At 52.1% G+C, this 15,753-nt stretch carries 15 protein-coding genes; 8 read left to right on the top strand and 7 right to left on the bottom strand.

Annotated elements, in window-relative coordinates:
• Positions 1–90: 90 nt before the first annotated feature.
• Complete coding sequence (locus GS630_RS08495) at positions 91–630, top strand: hypothetical protein (RefSeq protein ID WP_171711972.1); 540 nt, start codon at positions 91–93, stop codon at positions 628–630.
• Positions 631–639: 9 nt separating this feature from the next.
• Here GS630_RS08495 and GS630_RS08490 read toward each other — a convergent pair whose 3' ends face one another.
• The 6 genes from GS630_RS08490 to GS630_RS08465 form a co-directional block, all read right to left on the bottom strand.
• On the bottom strand, positions 640–1,401 hold the full coding sequence (locus GS630_RS08490) for a hypothetical protein (protein WP_171711971.1): 762 nt from the start codon (positions 1,399–1,401) through the stop codon (positions 640–642).
• A 276-nt stretch (positions 1,402–1,677) separates the two neighbouring features.
• A complete protein-coding gene (locus GS630_RS08485) occupies positions 1,678–2,268 on the bottom strand; it encodes a hypothetical protein (RefSeq protein ID WP_171711969.1) in 591 nt (196 codons plus the stop codon).
• A gap of 237 nt (positions 2,269–2,505) precedes the next feature.
• Positions 2,506–4,368 carry an AAA family ATPase gene (locus GS630_RS08480; protein ID WP_171711967.1) on the bottom strand — a complete coding sequence of 621 codons (1,863 nt, stop codon included), beginning with the start codon at positions 4,366–4,368 and terminating at the stop codon, positions 2,506–2,508.
• Positions 4,369–4,583: 215 nt separating this feature from the next.
• Positions 4,584–4,754, bottom strand: coding sequence for a helix-turn-helix domain-containing protein (locus GS630_RS22580; RefSeq protein WP_171711965.1), 171 nt, complete (start codon positions 4,752–4,754; stop codon positions 4,584–4,586).
• A 126-nt stretch (positions 4,755–4,880) separates the two neighbouring features.
• Positions 4,881–5,261, bottom strand: a complete 381-nt coding sequence (locus GS630_RS08470) for a hypothetical protein (RefSeq protein ID WP_171711963.1) — start codon at positions 5,259–5,261, stop codon at positions 4,881–4,883.
• Positions 5,261–6,412: a site-specific integrase gene (locus GS630_RS08465; protein WP_171711961.1), complete on the bottom strand. Its 1,152-nt coding sequence runs from the start codon at positions 6,410–6,412 to the stop codon at positions 5,261–5,263. The genes GS630_RS08470 and GS630_RS08465 overlap by 1 nt, the downstream gene beginning before the upstream one ends.
• 396 nt (positions 6,413–6,808) lie before the next feature.
• Between GS630_RS08465 and GS630_RS08460 the strand changes: the two genes are divergently transcribed.
• The 6 genes from GS630_RS08460 (at position 6,809) to GS630_RS08435 (ending at position 14,230) form a co-directional block, all read left to right on the top strand.
• Entirely contained in the window at positions 6,809–7,027 is a 219-nt protein-coding gene (locus GS630_RS08460; protein ID WP_171619263.1) for a hypothetical protein, read from the top strand.
• Positions 6,979–8,313, top strand: a complete 1,335-nt coding sequence (locus tag GS630_RS08455) for an FkbM family methyltransferase (protein WP_171619479.1) — start codon at positions 6,979–6,981, stop codon at positions 8,311–8,313. The genes GS630_RS08460 and GS630_RS08455 overlap by 49 nt, the downstream gene beginning before the upstream one ends.
• 259 nt (positions 8,314–8,572) lie before the next feature.
• Positions 8,573–10,447, top strand: coding sequence for a glycosyltransferase family 2 protein (locus tag GS630_RS08450; RefSeq protein WP_171619261.1), 1,875 nt, complete (start codon positions 8,573–8,575; stop codon positions 10,445–10,447).
• 108 nt (positions 10,448–10,555) lie between these two features.
• Complete coding sequence (locus tag GS630_RS08445; RefSeq protein ID WP_171174651.1) at positions 10,556–11,227, top strand: class I SAM-dependent methyltransferase; 672 nt, start codon at positions 10,556–10,558, stop codon at positions 11,225–11,227.
• 22 nt (positions 11,228–11,249) lie between these two features.
• Positions 11,250–12,302: a glycosyltransferase family 2 protein gene (locus GS630_RS08440; RefSeq protein WP_253285853.1), complete on the top strand. Its 1,053-nt coding sequence runs from the start codon at positions 11,250–11,252 to the stop codon at positions 12,300–12,302.
• A gap of 26 nt (positions 12,303–12,328) precedes the next feature.
• Positions 12,329–14,230, top strand: coding sequence for an ATP-grasp fold amidoligase family protein (locus GS630_RS08435; protein ID WP_171174649.1), 1,902 nt, complete (start codon positions 12,329–12,331; stop codon positions 14,228–14,230).
• Positions 14,231–14,273: 43 nt separating this feature from the next.
• Here the strand turns inward: GS630_RS08435 and GS630_RS08430 are convergent, their stop codons facing one another.
• Complete coding sequence (locus GS630_RS08430) at positions 14,274–14,576, bottom strand: DUF6476 family protein (RefSeq protein WP_171174647.1); 303 nt, start codon at positions 14,574–14,576, stop codon at positions 14,274–14,276.
• On the opposite strand from GS630_RS08430, the gene GS630_RS08425 reads away from it, so the two are divergent.
• Positions 14,575–15,612 carry an RluA family pseudouridine synthase gene (locus tag GS630_RS08425; RefSeq protein WP_171234060.1) on the top strand — a complete coding sequence of 346 codons (1,038 nt, stop codon included), beginning with the start codon at positions 14,575–14,577 and terminating at the stop codon, positions 15,610–15,612. The genes GS630_RS08430 and GS630_RS08425 overlap by 2 nt on opposite strands.
• The last annotated feature ends 141 nt before the right edge of the window (positions 15,613–15,753 follow it).

Raw genomic sequence — 15,753 nt, 5'->3', positions numbered from 1 at the left:
CTGGAATAGACCGGCGCGAGCCGGTCTGTTCTATTTGACCTTATGCAAAATTTTTGCGATGCATCACACGACATTTCCTGGGTGCATTGAGTGACTGAACAAAAAAAGCCAATTTGGCGGCCATCCGTGATCGTCGCGATACTTCTTTCGTGGTTAGGTTTGGCGGGGTTGTCAGATGCGTTTGTTGAGTGGAAAGACTGGTTTGAATTTGGTGTAATGAACCATTGGAGAGCGTTGAAGACTTGGTTGCTTCAGTGGGTACCATTCAAGGTACCGTTTTGGTTTGTTGATTACATTGTGTTGTCAGCAGTTTTTAATCGCTCTTATTTATCCGCTGACGACTACACACCGTTAAAAAGCATTAGAAAGATTCTTGAAGAAGCCGACGCAGAATCGGAGGAAATGACCTCTGCTACGTTGTTTGTTGCAAAAGCACTAATAGCAATCTTGTTCATCCTTTTCGCAATTCTAGCTTGGCCTTTTCTATTGGTGAACATCACCGTGCAAAATCTATGTGGCAAGGCGTCACCTGTTCATCGTTCCGCGCTAAAAGCTTTCACTGTTTCGGTACTTACGTTCATCCCGATATTGTTCGTGCTTACCAACGAAATCTTACCCATGATGAATTGACGGTGAATGCTAATTCATCGGCTGTGATTTTGACCAGATATTCTCGTAAATTAAGATCTTTTCTGGGGCGATGCTCGGCTGTAGAGGCAAAAGGTATGTTGGTTTTTTGCCTGCATCTTTAATCGAACCACCAACAACCCAACAGTCCGAACCATCAATTATCACAAGCCTATCATGAAGGTCTTTACCCTTCCTGATCTCCGGACAAGTTATGTACTGAGCCTTGAAAGCTTCGACGTGGCCGACAACATCTTTCGAATACTTGCTGCAAAGCAACCTTATATTACAGCTATTTCCGACGGGGCTCAGGTAGGTATCAAATGCTTTGCCGTCTAAGTACGGATCGACAATGAATACCTCGTCTTGTGCACCCAAGATAATGCCCTTTAGGTCACGCAAAAAACTGTACTGGTGTTGTGCTTCGTAGACTTGGCCGATTTCTTCGTGCCCATCCAATTCGAGTTCAAGCCTTATTTCTTCGGCAGCTGCAAGCAAGTGTTGCCGAAATTGCTCTCCCACAACCATCCAGTACGAGACCATTGTGCTGCGTGTACCCTGAAATGCTATCTTGTGCTCAAGGCTAACGCGACTAAGCAAGGCTCCAATACGTGCAATCCAACGCTGCTCCTGTGAGTTGGCATCAGAAACATAACTCCCAGCAAATTTCGGTGCGTTTTCAAATTCGTGCATAAGCTTCATAAGAAGAACTTGCCGTTCTGCCGGGCCATCGCCCGCAATCCTTTTTTGAAGGCGTTTGAGATCATCATCCATAAGAGTTTTCCCTCGGCTCAGTATCGCATGGGATCAAAAAAGTCTAAAAATCTTAGCGAAGATCTACCGTTTGGGTTAGAAGTTCAAGTCATGTAATGGGGGTTTTACTCAATCATTATCAATATTTGTCGACGGTCTGTTCGCAAGGTATGTAGCTCAATGGAATTGGTCTGACGGCTCGCAAGTTGGGTCCCTCTGAGAGTTGTGAGGAGGGGTGGGTAACGCGCGACCGCAGATGATCGCTAGATACCACACCCTTTTGGTCCTTCTTCCACGTCAGTGATCGGTCGGCTTCATGATCGAGTTATCAACCCAATGATCTACACCCAGACCAAACACGCCGATCATGATCGCAACGGAACGGGCATTGCCTGCGACCCTGAACAGCAGTTCAGCAGCAATCCGCAGATGCACCATAGCAATGTGTTGCAGATCACTTCCTGTCAGTTCCAGACCTTGGCTTGTTTCGACCAGCGGCCTTGCCAGTTCAATCATTTCCTCTTGGCTTAGTTCACGTAACGGACGCGGCGGGTTCGGAACGGCTTCGGGGATTATTCCCGGATCTACTTCCATTGCACGGATCATTGATGGAACTTGTGTAAGGGTCTCTATAAGGATGACCTTCGGATCCAGACGGTATTGACCGGCAATGAAAACCGAGATTCTGGTCAGCGTTTCGCAAATCCGTTGCGCGGTGATTACGTCTTCAACCGGAACCCTACTAACTACGCCGTCCATGTACCCGCAGATTTCTTTTTCCCAATACCCGGCGGCTATATCGATTCCTAAGCATTCAAGTTCGTATTCTTTATCGAACTTCGCATCACGATAATCGCGGTTCATTTTTGGTTTCTCTTCGTTACTCATTTTGAAGTTCCTTCTGAATGTTTTGCCGCGTTACGTTGATGTCCACAGTTGCGGCACGAACTGTGGTTTCGTTTGAACCGCCCCCTGAAGGGGCGGGTTCGAACACTCGGGGGTATGGGGGTGTGCGAACACACCGTTCGAAGGGTGTTCGAAGCAAGTTTGAAGGGGTGTTCGAAGTCCGTTCGAAGGTCGATAAATGGTGTTCGAAGCGAGTTCGAAGGCTCAAAAACACTCTCATCACGCTTGCCCCTGTGGTTCCGGAAGTGCGAGGATGCTCTTTCTTCTGGAGGGCGGTCCGACTTCTGCGACGATTATCTGACCTGAACTCAAAAGCGAGTTCATTGCATCGCGGAACACAGCTTTAGTGAAACTTTGGCTTTCAGAGTGTTCAGCGAATTTCTTTGGGGCGAAATTCGGTCCGTTGTTAGGACCAACTTCGATGCCGTGCTCGATGTGCCAATTGAGCAATTCCAGAAACTTTTGTTTTGCGGCAACTTCGTGGTCAGCACTGTGGGTTTGATTGGGAACGAAAACCCCGTTGACGTATCGAACCGTGATCTCGGAGCCCGAACGCCCGTAGTTCAACTTCTTGTTGCTCAACCTGCGTATGTCAGGATCGGGTTCGTATTCGTTCTGAGCAATTCGTTCCAGATAGAGACGGGATCGGACCGAACCGTCCCAAGCAGTCGATCCGCTTAAGCCAGAACCGGAGCTTATTCCGCTTAAGGATGGGTGGGACAAGATAACCACAGCCGCGTTGTTGCGCATCGCTACGTCACGCAGCATCGAAACGTATCGGCGTGCCTGAACACGGTCGTTCTCGTTGCCGCCGAATGTGTCAGCCAGAGTGTCGATCACGACCAGAACCGGCTTAATCGACTCAACAAGGCTAACCAGGTTCGAGAACAAAGATGTCTCACGTAAACCTGTGTTGCCACACTGTGAGGCGAGAACCGCATCCTCACCAGCCCGATCAACTAAGTGCAGATCGCTTAATTGATCCAACGAAAGACCGTATTGCTGTGCAATAGGTGACAAACGGCGATGTTGTTCGTCGGCGGGATCTTCGGCTGACAGCACCAAGACCTTGCCCCTCCGAACCGGCCTTCCCAGCCACGGTGAACCGGTCGCTGTGGACACCGCGAGTTGTAGTGCGATGGTGCTCTTGCCGCCGCCGCCGGATCCGGAGAAAAGAGTTACGTTGTCACCCGGAATCCAGTTTTGGACGAGCCACGAACGTTCTGGAACTGGCTTGCCGTGAAAGCTACTTGCTGGAAAAGAACGAAGCAGATCTGTTTCCGTGCCGGGTAAAACGGCCCGTGGCTTGGTGTACACCGCATTTGCGAGCGCAGCGGCCCCTGTGACGCTCTTTGTACGGTAGTCTGTCCGTTCTAGCTTCTTCATCGACAGCGGCGGGCGGTTCTGTGCCATTGGTGACAACAACCACAGACGTTCCATCCGGGCTGTGTCTCGGCCCGTCCAGAAGGCAAGCTGTGACAAGAGCGCACTGTCGGCCCGAGAATAGTCGATCTCTTTCCCGTCGGTCTGGGATGGATACCATTTGTCGAGACCCGTACCGTTCCAGAGATCAACAAACCGAGGTGCATCGCCGAACGTAGCCGCAGCGGATCCGCGACTGTTGATTGCCATACTCAGCAACTCATTGTCGTCGGTCGGCCCGGTATATTCCGGCACCGCGCCGGTCTCAGGCAACGCTGTGGCCACAGGGCGGGGTTTCAGGTTCGCTTTGAGATCCGGGGTGATGTCGGTCATCTGCCCCTGAATAGCCTGACCGAGAATGATGTAGCGGTCCTTTTCGTAGAACTCATACTCATCCTTGATCCGATTATAGAACACCTTGCCGAGACCTTGCTCGGCCATACCCCAGAAGTGCAGACCGAGGCCGGATCTCGACATCTCGCAGTAGGCGCGATCACCAAAGATCCCGAACCACCTCATTGCCCGCTCATCGTACTGTCGCGTCACCGGATCGATGCATTTGTCGATATCTACGCAGACAATCGGGCTGTCCTCGGTGATGACATAGGCAAGCTCGAACCCCGTCTGAGCGGCCTTGTCGGTCGCTTCTTGCCACGACATCCAATTGTCCGGATTGAGGTGGTTGATGTTCTTGCCGTCAGATCCGACAGGTTCCTTATTCTGGTTTGTCAGAATGAATTGATTGTGTTCAGCCAACGGCGAGGCGCTATTGCACTGTGGATGCGGATAAGGTATCATAATACCACACTTTTAGGAGAGTGATTGAGGTCGGTCCGTTTGACACTGGTCAGCGGGCCGGTTTCAGTTCAGGGGGCTTAAGGCTGTTGTTCGAGGTGCGTAAAAATCTCGGAGCGACGCCACCGAGTTGATCCTCCGATTTTCACCGGTTTGGGAAGCACTCCCTCGTGAATGTACTTCCACACTGTGGACTTGCCGATGCCTAGCAAATCAGCAACTTCCTGATCTTTTAGATACTCTGCGGGCATAACAGACCTCTCCAGTAGTTTTTTTAGACTGACTGGAGTTTGAATGAGCTAGCTGAGAGTTGTCTTGGGACAAGTTTACTATTTCTGTCCCTTCGGAAAAAATTCATTGTCAGAACTCGGGTATTTTTAGAGCCTTTTACTGTAGCGCTTGAGTCTCTTTTTTACCGCATCAGGCTCTTCTTTGAACAGATCGGCAATCTTTCGGTAAGCTGCCGATTTATTCCCACCATTCTTGGCCATTTCGAGGTTGAATACCATTGTGAAGACTTGGTCTTTTTGATTTGAGCGCAGTTTCTGGCCCTTTGGATGGAATCGATCCATTAGGAGGTCTATTATCGCCTTAGGCAACTCATCATGCCCAAAAAAATCTGCTTTTTCCAATGCGTATATAAGGCAGATCATGTCCCCTGTGGTCTTGTAGTCATTTGCTATTAGTCCCATCAGACCAGCCTTCGATTTGCGGTCCATTTCTTCCCACGGAGTTGGTTTCCAAGGTTTATCAGCCATCACTTAGCCCCCACCACATGATCGGCCCATCTTTGCATCAGTTCGCGGCGCTGATCGATATAATCGGTCCTGCGATAGGCCCTTTCGACCTTGCCACCCACTTTATGTGCTAGAGCAGTTTCGGCGATCTCGCGGGGCGTGTCTGTTGCCTCTGCACACCACGTCCGGAAACTGGACCGGAATCCGTGCGGTCTTTCCGTCATCTCGCGCCGTTTCATGATGCCTGACATGGCAGCGTCAGAGATCACGGTCTTGCGGCTCCAAAAGAAAAACCCATTCCGTTGCCACAATGTGCGAGCCTGATCGAGCACGTCCTGCGCTTGCTGGGGCAGGGGAACCCTGTGTTCCGTTCCCGCCTTCATGCGCTTACCGGGGACCGTCCAGATGTCACCGTCAATCTCTTCCTCCTGACAGAACCGCACTTCGCTTGTACGAGCCGCTGTGAGGATCAGGAACTGCAAGGCAAGATTGCCAACAGTAGGTTCGTCCAAGCTGCTGTAGAAGGCTGGCACGTCTTCCCACTTCATTGACGGGATGTTTTGTGTCTCATGGCGCTGTTTGCCCAGCAACGCACGGGCCTTCATAGTCGCCTGTAAATCCACATCCAGATCAAGCGCAGCTGCATACTTCAACACGATCCCGAGGCGATCGATTGCCTTTCGGGCCGTATGGGCTTTCGTGTGCCAAATCGGAGCGAGGGTGTTCTTGATATCTTGTTGATCAATCTCCTCTATCGGCACACGACCAAGCTTGGGTAAAACATGCAGTGTCAGGGGTGAAAGCCAACGCCCCGCTTTACCATCACCCTTCAACTCAGCCTGACGAGCTTTGAATGCTTCCTCCGTGACACTAGCCAAAGTGTGGTCACCACGTTCCTGTTCTCGTCTGATACGAGCACGTTCCTTTATCGGGTCTTTGTTGGATCGGGCAACGCTACGCCAATGGTCCGCTTCGTCTCGTGCTTCAGCTAAGCTGACATCATACAATCCGCCCAGACCCATTTCTCTGCGGCGTCCATGAATCGTTACGCGCAAGAACCATTGACCGCCTCCGTCGTGCCGCTTGTGTAGCCACAGCCCTGCGCCGTCGTTGTATTTGCCCGGACCAAAATGCTTGATCTGGGTAGCAGTGAGTTTGTTTCTGGCACCCATAGTATCCACCCGATTATCCACCTTTGAAACGTAGAATAGGGTAGAATTGTATGCAATAGCTTGGATTAGGTGATAGACCTATTGCATTGATAATATGTAAAAATATAGAAGATTTGAGGTGGCTTAAGAAAACATGTCAACGCATCTCGACCGCACCAAACTCACAAAACACGTCAGTCTGATAATCACTCCGTCGGCTAAACTATCCTTGTTGGATGGTTTCCTTGGGATGTTTCGCGTGATGATCCGAACATCAGATATTAGGCGTGGTGTTAATTGGGCGTAGAACTTTCCTTGGCAGTCTGCTTTGTCTAAGGCGCTTGCTGCGCGCATTGCGGGCCGCAAAGAGTCCTTGATGGTTCAATGCAAGTATGACTAGATGAAAGGGTGATCTGGATGGAAACTGATCAAGTTGGCGAGGTCAAACTTCGGGATACGGCGCTAAGATTTCACATCTCTAATCCCCGTGATCATATCCAGCGTCGACATCTTTCTGGCCATCTGTACGAGTTGGAAGAACTGCTTCTCATCGAGAAGAATTTCCCGGCCGGGGCGTTTTTTGTGATATCGGATCAAACGTCGGAAACCATTCCGTTTTCGTTGGGAAATTTCTGAATCCTTCCAAAATTGTGCCATTCGAACCGAACCCGGTTGCGTGCGACATCCTCAAAAAAAACATTGTATTAAATGAACTCGAGTCAGTGTCGGACTTGTCCTGTGTCGAGTTTTGCGTGTCTGATGACGGCATAGTTGGCTTCACAATTGACTACCCAGTCAACAACCTGGGTGCGGGCCGGGTGAGTTCTCAAAGCGATGGTCCAAGTATCCGTCTTCGCCCAGGCGACGACATGATGCCAGAGAAAGTCGATTTTATTAAAACCGATGTGGAGGGAATGGAGTTAAACGTTCTCAGGGGGTTACGGGAAACTCTCTCGACAAGCCGCCCGGATATTCTGGTTGAAGTTCTTCAAGGTAGTTACGAGGATGCGCTTGAATTACTGCATTCGCACGGGTACCGCGTTTTGCATTCGATACGACGGTATGGTGTCAACCTTAACCTTTTGGCGCGCCCGCAAGAACGTGCTCTGTACGGTGTAGGTGCATGGGCAGATAGTGCTGCCACGCAAGCTTTGAGCAAACAGATCCATCCAGAACACAAAAAACGGACGATGTTCGTGTTTCGCACTCATAAGTGGACCGAGAACGAAGCCCGGCTTTATTCTATCTGGAAGAAAGCGGCTCCGGGACCTGTCTGTGTTGTATATGATGCCACAAATTCTGCACCGCCTGATTTACCCGATGAACAGGTTTTACGCGTCGACCAGACCTGGATTGAAGAAAATCAGCTGCTCGACATAAACAAGGTTGGTTGGCGGTTTGGTGACTACGCGCTGTATCGAGCGATGCAGGCCGCGCCTGACATTGATTACTTTCTGATTTCTGACAACGATCTGCTTCCGAACTGGCCGGACCTCAGGGACTTTTTTGCCGAGCTTGAGGCCTGTGATCAGGACTTGCTGACATCTGTACTGGTCGGAGCAGGGCCGCGTCGAATGGCGTCGATGCAGCATGAGATGTTTGATCAGTTTTCTCAAAAGATGTCCTGTCGTTTCGGGATATTGCGGGCAAGCCGTCGACTTGTGGAAAGTGCTCACGAATTCCGCAAGAAATATGCAGACGCAATGCGGCAAAAACCGATGCGGCCGTTTGCAAATGATGAAGCGCTGTTTGCTACGCTGGCGAGCAATCCAAAAGGTTATAGCGCTTCGACATTTGACGATGCCTTGCCAGGCGGTGTCACAAACTTGCTGTTGCGTGACGCCCAAAGCCCTGTTCCGATTGAAGGCGTTGAATACCGTACCATCGCGCGCACATTTGCTCATCCGGTCACCATCGGCTGAACCGTCAGCGTGCTTAATGCTTCGTACCCAATCAGTGTGAAGCTGTGTAAAAACTTCACTGCGCCGGGGCGGGCAGTTCTTTTCGTGCGATCTGAATGGTGGAGGCCAAGTAGATCGACGCTTGAGCGGTTTCTCTGACGCTCTTGAAAAGGGCTGTTGGGGGACGTAACAAAACCAAGCGCTTAGTTGGATCTGCGCTCGGTCGCAGCAAGCTAAATCGTACCGAGGTTTTGCGGTCAACAGTCACGGGATAATGAAAATGAGACTTGTCGTATCCACGATGAAAGACGAAGGGCCGTTTATTCTTGAGTGGATCGCTTACTATCTCTCGATCGGTTTTACGCATTTTATCGTTAACTCGAATGATTGTTCGGATGGGACGGATGCCATCCTGAAAAGGTGCGAAGAGCTTGGGTTCCTGGCGCATATTGATAATCCGGCTCCGTGGAAATTTGGACCTCAGGCATCGGCCTATGCCAACGCAATGCAACATCCCTGGTCGTCCGAGGCCGAGTGGATTCTCGTGTGTGACGTAGACGAGTTTCTGGATATCCGTATCGGGGACGGTACGCTGGACGACTTGTTTCGCGCTTTGCCACATGCTGATGGGTTTGCGGCACTGTGGCAGATGTTCGGGCACAACGGGATTGTTGAATTCGAGGACCGGTTCGTTGTTGAGCAGTTCACGCGTGCGGGCGAGCTGGGAATGGTCATGCCGCAGAATGTGCGCGCATTTAAGTCTTTGACCCGCAACAACGGGTCCTATCACGCGATCAATACACACCGCCCGCGCGGTCCTGTTCGGGGCAAGGCCGAAAATTTTGCATGGGTGGATGGTGACGGAGATCCTCTGCCGCCTGCCATGCGTCGGCGAGGCTGGGCGTACACGACAACAGGAGCAGCCTTCGGAACCACGTTGTTCCGAATGAACCACTATGCCGTCAGATCTATCGAAAGCTATTTGATGAAACGGCTTCGAGGGGATGTGAACACAACGGCTTTTCACCCAAAGATGGAAGCGACGGGGCGGGCCTACTGGCACATGCACTGCTTTAATGTGGTCGAAGAGCGGTCGATCCTGACAAAGCTGAGCCGCCTACGTGAGTTTCACACACGTTTGTATGAAGACAACGTATTGAGAGACCTTCATGAAAACGCAGTGAAGTTTCACAAGTCCAAGATTGCCACGATCCGTGAAACAGAAGCTGCCAAGGGCTTTGTTCAGAGGTATCGGAACTTTCGCAGCGGGCAGTATCTAAAAGCTCTGGATCTTGGTGTTCTGGAAGAAGCAAATGCTTCATTTGACATTGAGATGTACAAAGACCCAGCGGTTAGTTTTGCTCAGGTCGCCAAGTGGAACCGGATTGGTCAAATGGCAATTGCCGGAAACGCCAAGTCGATGAATTATCCGTGGTTTGTTCGCCTGGATTCCCTGGAAACGCCTTTGGATTTTGAACAAGCGGCAGCAGAACATTCCAAGATCACAGATCCAAAGCAGGTCGATCTACCGTTTGATCCCAAAGATACTGATTTGTTGCCGTCGCCCGCCAAAGAAGTCGAGCGAACGGCGAAGCAACGTCAGAAATTCCTCAAGTCGATCAGCGGCAAGAAGTCTTGGGTGCTGATTGGTCAGGTCGAAACAGAAATCGTGCAGGAAATCCTGGATTTGGGAACTGTGGCGCAACTGACAATTATTGCGCCTTGGGGCTTGTCGTGGAACGGGTTTGCTTGTGTGGACACAACGCAAGACGCTGATTTGCAGGCGCTTGACCGTGCATTTTATGCATTTCTCGAGTATTTCCGCGAACCCATTCTGTCGGGAAAGCTGCGTGTATACCGGGCGATGCCAGCCTTGATGCTGAAACTGTTCGAGGATCAAAGCGTTGGCGTCGTGATCATTCGCGGCGTCCGGGCAGAGCGTGTGATGCTGCAGCTACTGAGGCGAATAGACAGGGTTTTGGCACCAGGTGGAAGCATTGCTTTTACGTCTTATAGACGCGGCAAAGGTTCGTACTCGGGCATGTCCGCAGCAATTAACAGGTTTCTTGCGGGCAACGCTGCCAGCTATAGGATCACCAGCCTGGAACCACCGTGGCTTGGGATCGACAAATTACCTCCGCTCAATAAAGAATAAGCCAAGCTTCTGGCTCTTGCGCGGCTGACATGGTAGCGATCAAAAAAAGAATAAGGCTGGATGGACGCTGTTCGGTAGTGCCCGCCGCATAAGCAGAACGAGGTTGAGATGGCAAACGAACCCCAAATCATCGGTGCCGTGCCGGGGCATAAGGAAAAGCCTAAAGCCGACAAGGTTACCAAGCGCAAGAATACCAAGGAAGCGATCCGCCGCACGTTCTTGTCGCGCCTTCCCAAAGGGGGCGTAGCAGTTGAGATCGGTGTTTGGCAGGGTGAGTTCTCTCCGACCATTTTGAAACTGCTTGAGCCCAGTCAGCTGTTTCTTATCGATCCGTGGAAACACATCGGGGAAGAGTCGCACACCACTGCGTTTGTCGGCCGAACCGAAGATGAAAAGATGGAGGCCATCTTCCAGAAGGTGGTCAAATCTTTTGAAAAAGAGATCGAAGAAGGCAAGGTTGGCATTATCCGAGACTTTTCTGTCCCTGCGCTCGAATTGTTCGATGACGAAAGCATTTCGTTTGCCTATGTCGATGGCGACCACTCCTATGAAGGCGTGACTGCCGACCTCGTGGCGCTGTTTCCCAAGATCAAGCCCGGCGGGATCATGGCCTTTGACGATTACCACCGTCGCGGATGGTGGGGTGACGGCGTGATCCGTGCGGTGAATGAGTTTCTGGGCAAACATCCACGTGCCCTGCGTATCCGGGCTATTGCCGGCGCTCAGATCGCCATCGAAAAGATTGTGCCGCAGGATGACAGTAAAGGGCAAACTGGCTAAGCGGTAGGATCGAGTGACAACGATGGTCAAGCCTGAAAAAATTCTCATCACTGCGATGAAGAACGAAGGGCCCTATATTTTGGAATGGGTCGCCCATCACAAGGTGTTGGGGTTCGACAGAATAATCGTCTACACAAATGACTGTACGGACGGCACAAACCAAATACTGCGCCGTTTACAAGACTTGGGCCATGTCGAGTTTCACAAAAATCGCGTTGGAACAGGCGGTATTCATCGTTCCGCCCTTAGGCAGGCGCGCCGTTTGCCAGTGGTGAAAAACGCCAAATGGATTCACGTGGGCGATGCGGATGAATTTCTGAATATCCACGTTGGTAATCACAAAGTTGATGATCTGATCGAAGCAACGCCCGGTGTCGACGTCATCTCGATCCCGTGGAAGATTTTTTCCAACAACGGTCGACATGTGTTGCGCGATATGCCCATCACGCAGCAGTTCTTTGATGGTGAGTTGGACTATGAACAGGGCGGGGCCGGGCGCCGATTTGTAAAATCCATGTTTCGACAGGGCGATGTGTATCTACGCTATGGATTGCACAACCCTCATCCCAGAGCCGAGTTTCAGGCGGCCGTCTTCAGGTCGGTCCCAGGTGGCCACGCAAAGGAACCGGCACCCTTCGGCAATCACGTCGCACCTCCGTTTGGTTTCGAAGTCGCGCAAATCAACCATTATGCGGTTCGGTCCACCCAGGCTTATCTGGCCAAGCGCAGCCGGGGCAGGGCGAACCACTCGTCTCAGACCCTTGGAACGGACTATTGGGATCGTTGGAACCGAGGTGGTGCGCAGGACGCAACGATCTTGCGATACAAGGATGAGGTAGACGCCGTGTTGGAAGAGTTCCGCGCAGATGACCGCCTCAAACGGTTACACAGAAAATCGTTCCGTTGGCATAAGGCACTGATTAACGATCTTCTGAAGCAACCTGACTATCATGAACTGTACCAGAAACTGCTCGCCAAACCGGCTGTGGAATTCGTCAAGAAGGACCGTACTGTGCGGGAACGACTTTCAGCAAAGCCCATTCCTGTGCCCGATGAACATCGATCAGAATCCTAACAGACCCCCCCTCGGAGAATATTGAAATGGCTGCGGATCGCTCTCTGCCGACGATTGGGATGCTCTGGATGGAAGGGCGTCTGAGTTTTCTGGAACAGATGTGCATGTTGTCCTTTGTCGAACAAGGGCACAGAGTGGTTCTGTTTCACTACGGTCAGGTGGAAAACGTGCCTTCTGGTGTCGAATTGGTATCTGCCAACGAGGTGCATGAGCCGAAACAGTTCATTATGAACAATCAATTCAAAACACCTGTACCGCAATCTGACATTTTCAGACTTCAGTTGATGAAAAAGACGGACTTCCTGTGGTGTGACACGGATGTTGTGGCGCTGGCTTCGATCCCAAAAATAGATCATATCTTTGGCTATTACAACCGAGACACGATTTGCAATGCTGTGATGCGGCTGCCAGCCGACAGTCCGGCGCTAGACGCGTATATCGACTACAGCAAGGACCCGTACCCCATCCGCCCTTGGGTTGAAGGAGAAGAACGGGAAGAGCTGGAGCGCATGAAGAGTGCTGGAGAGTTGCCGCACGCTTCAGATCAGGAACACAGTGTTTACGGTCCGGGCGTTATGACCTGGTATCTGCGTCAACACGATGAGTTGAAGCATGCCAGCCCAATCCCCGTGTTTTATCCGCTACCGTTCCGTCAGGCAGGGCAAGCCAACGACATTCACGTTCGAGAATTCAGAGAGACCTATATCAAGGAAAATACTCTTGCCGTGCATTTGTGGGGCCGCCGAATGCGGTGGTGGATCGCCAATGGGATCAAACGGCATTCCTTCCTCGACAGGCGCCTGCGGAACTTAGGCATCCGCGCCAGCGATGCGCCTTTGCCGCGCCATGGCAGAAAAGGACCCAAGCCGATCGAGTTTCCGGCAAATTTGCCTGGGCTTCGCGCAACAACCGAAGATATTCGAAAGGCTACGGGTGGGGCAATGTCAACGGCCTTGCTGTCCGACCGGGAAGACTATCTGAAGGCAGCACAGGCCGAGTTGGACAAGATCACTGCTGGCAATCTCTTTGGTGTAAACGACCCACCGCCTCAGGGGTTTTTGCGAGGCTGGGATCACTACCGCAGCGATGCAGCGCGGCTGAATGCGCTCGCGTTGGCTATGTTCAATTTCGCCGAAAGCCATCGCCATCTACCCGATCTCTGTGACCCAAGCACATTTATGGAAAAGCTGTTGGTCATGAAGCTTTTGGGGGCTGTCCCACAAGCGTTCATCGCCGACAACGACATGGCTTTTGAAAGGCTGCCGGATCGCCTGACCGTGCCTAATCGAGTGTGGCATGCACATGTTCCGGGCTTGCCGGACAAGCTTGAATGCGAGCCTGGGCAGTATAGCCTGAAAGGCTCAGCCAGCGCATCGCACCAGATTTCTCTGTCGCTTCCAATGGACGATGCTAAGCGTAATGAGGCGAACGCTCAGATGGCGGCGTGGCACAAGACCAAAACGCCAGAGGGTTTTTGGACCGGTGATTGGTGGCGCGTTACCAGCAAGCCATCCTATTGGATCGAACAAGATCAGACTGTTGGTGAACAGTCTGTCACTGAATGGCAGTTCTGGGTAATTGCCGGGCGCGTGACTTTGGTGCAGGTAGATCGAGACAGCGCGCGCGGACGCATTCAGATGTTACACGACCGCGAATACAATTATCTGGCCCAAGAGCTTTTTTTCCCTAGCAGTTCGGATACAGAGCCGCAGCCTGCGCAATTCAATGACATGATTCAGATCGCTGAAACCCTGGCAAAAGATGTCGAATTCGCCAGAATAAACTTGTGCTTGGTCGGGGAAAAGATCTGCTTGCGCGAAGTTGCTTTGTCTCCAACTGCGGGAAAGCAGAAGATACGCTCAGATGCGCTGGATCAGCAATTGGGCGCTGCATGGGTCGGAACATCTTTGTTTCCAAACGCCAGTTAGCCTGCGTTAAAGATCCAGTAGGCGGATCAAATGTTGCTCAGGCTCATTCAACAGCAATCTCTTGGCGCAGCTTTCCGGTCGTTTTGTCAAAGATCAGAACACGGTTGTCATCCGTGACAACTGCATACCAGTTAGAGCCGATGGTCAGCGCCTGGGCCTTCGCGCCGTCCGGCAACTCGATCTGATCCGGAAGGGTGGGGGTGCGGTCCGATAGGCGGATGACAATCAGGGCGAATGTCACTAGAACCCCGCCAATCATCACCGCGGTCAACAACATGACCATCCGCCGCAGCAATCGCAGCTGCGGTGTTTCCTGCGGTTCTTGGGGTTCGGAAGGGACAGTCATGGGCACCCGCCAGATTGAGTTTCAGATCGCGGCTGATCCGCCGTCACGCCTTGATAAGGCGCTTTCGAGGGATGTGCCAGACGGTGAAAACCTGTCGCGCACCAGGTTGGCGCGTCTGATCGAAGAGGGTGCGGTTCAGATCGACGGGCGCGAAGCACGTGACCCTAAGGCAAAAGTCTCGGAAGGAGCACATATTACCATCGTCGTGGCCGAGGCCGAAGACAGCCATATCGGCCCCGAAGACATCCCGCTTGAGGTTGTCTTTGAAGATGCGGACGTAATCGTTGTGAACAAGCCCGCAGGCATGGTCGTGCATCCCGCGCCGGGTTCGCCAAGCGGCACTCTGGTGAACGCGTTGCTGCACCATTGCGGGGATGATCTGTCAGGTGTTGGTGGGGTAAAACGTCCGGGCATCGTGCATCGGATCGACAAGGAAACCAGTGGCCTTTTGGTGGTGGCAAAATCGGACGCTGCACACCACGGCCTGGCCGAGCAATTCGCAGCCCATAGTGTCGAACGGTATTACCGCGCCGTGTGCTACGGAGTGCCGGACGCAAACGATCCACGTTTGCGCGGTGTCAAAGGCGTCAGTTTCGAACCCGGCAACATCATGCGCGTGACCACGCAGCTTGCGCGGCACAAGACAGACCGTCAGAGGCAGGCGGTTCTGTTTCACGGGGGGCGCCACGCAGTAACGCGTGCACGGGTTGTTGAGAGTTTTGGTACACCCGCAGGGCTGGCCTTGATCGAATGCTGGCTGGAAACCGGACGCACCCATCAGATCCGTGTGCATATGGCTCATGCAGGGCATGGGCTAGTCGGAGACCCAGTTTACGGCGGCAAGCGCAAGCTGTCTGCCAAGGCGTTTTCGCTTTCGGCTGCTGAATCTGTCCGCGATTTCCCGCGTCAGGCCCTTCATGCAGCGGTTTTGGGCTTCGAACACCCGGTGACCGGCGAAAACCTGCGGTTCGAGGCTGACCTGCCGCAAGATATGAAATCCCTGATTGCAGGGCTGCGCAAACCAGTGTCACAATAAGCAAAGTCCCGTGAGAAAGAGTTTCTTATCTTCCCTTAACAGAAGTTTAATTTCAGACTGATAACAGCACCTCTTGAATAGGCAGGGTTCCTTACCCATATCCTATGTTAAAGACTTAAACATTTGTCGGAGGGACATCAT

Origin of the sequence: Ruegeria sp. HKCCD7303 (assembly GCF_013111185.1) — a bacterium.
Taxonomy (GTDB): domain Bacteria; phylum Pseudomonadota; class Alphaproteobacteria; order Rhodobacterales; family Rhodobacteraceae; genus Ruegeria.
Note: the sequence above shows the minus strand (reverse complement) of the source record. Positions and strands in the feature narration are given on the sequence as shown.

Excerpts from the sequence above, each read along its gene's own strand:
- GS630_RS08435 (WP_171174649.1), top strand. The coding sequence starts at position 12,329 with ATGGCTGCGGATCGCTCTCTGCCGACGATTGGGATGCTCTGGATGGAA.
- GS630_RS08425 (WP_171234060.1), top strand. The coding sequence starts at position 14,575 with ATGGGCACCCGCCAGATTGAGTTTCAGATCGCGGCTGATCCGCCGTCA.
- GS630_RS08430 (WP_171174647.1), bottom strand. The coding sequence starts at position 14,576 with ATGACTGTCCCTTCCGAACCCCAAGAACCGCAGGAAACACCGCAGCTG.
- GS630_RS08480 (WP_171711967.1), bottom strand. The coding sequence starts at position 4,368 with ATGTCGTGGCAAGAAGCGACCGACAAGGCCGCTCAGACGGGGTTCGAG.
- GS630_RS08490 (WP_171711971.1), bottom strand. The coding sequence starts at position 1,401 with ATGGATGATGATCTCAAACGCCTTCAAAAAAGGATTGCGGGCGATGGC.
- GS630_RS08485 (WP_171711969.1), bottom strand. The coding sequence starts at position 2,268 with ATGAGTAACGAAGAGAAACCAAAAATGAACCGCGATTATCGTGATGCG.
- GS630_RS08445 (WP_171174651.1), top strand. The coding sequence starts at position 10,556 with ATGGCAAACGAACCCCAAATCATCGGTGCCGTGCCGGGGCATAAGGAA.
- GS630_RS08460 (WP_171619263.1), top strand. The coding sequence starts at position 6,809 with ATGGAAACTGATCAAGTTGGCGAGGTCAAACTTCGGGATACGGCGCTA.
- GS630_RS08440 (WP_253285853.1), top strand. The coding sequence starts at position 11,250 with ATGGTCAAGCCTGAAAAAATTCTCATCACTGCGATGAAGAACGAAGGG.
- GS630_RS08465 (WP_171711961.1), bottom strand. The coding sequence starts at position 6,412 with ATGGGTGCCAGAAACAAACTCACTGCTACCCAGATCAAGCATTTTGGT.
- GS630_RS22580 (WP_171711965.1), bottom strand. The coding sequence starts at position 4,754 with ATGCCCGCAGAGTATCTAAAAGATCAGGAAGTTGCTGATTTGCTAGGC.
- GS630_RS08450 (WP_171619261.1), top strand. The coding sequence starts at position 8,573 with ATGAGACTTGTCGTATCCACGATGAAAGACGAAGGGCCGTTTATTCTT.
- GS630_RS08470 (WP_171711963.1), bottom strand. The coding sequence starts at position 5,261 with ATGGCTGATAAACCTTGGAAACCAACTCCGTGGGAAGAAATGGACCGC.